General features: G+C 69.4%; 1 pseudogene. It reads left to right on the forward strand.

The window, feature by feature from the left end:
• Nucleotides 1–255: pseudogene (locus MRBLAR12_RS22085) on the forward strand (L-serine ammonia-lyase); the annotation flags it as partial.

The raw sequence follows: 255 nt of genomic DNA on the forward strand, positions 1-255 counted from the left end.
CCGTCTCCGACGCCGGGGGCGAAACCCTGCACAGCGCCACGTTCTTCTCCGTCGGCGGCGGCTTCATTGTCCGCGAGGGCGAGGAGGACGCGGCCCTGAAGGAACTCGACGCGTCGAAGAAGGAACTCCCGCTGCCGTTCCGCACGGCCGCCGAACTGCTGGAACACTGCCGGTCCCAGGGCCTCTCGATCGGCGAGATCATGCTGGTCAACGAGCGCGCCTCCCGCACCGAGGCGGAGATCCGGGAGGGTCTGC

The organism is Arthrobacter sp. LAR12-1-1.1 (assembly GCF_040676555.1).
Lineage (GTDB): Bacteria > Actinomycetota > Actinomycetes > Actinomycetales > Micrococcaceae > Arthrobacter.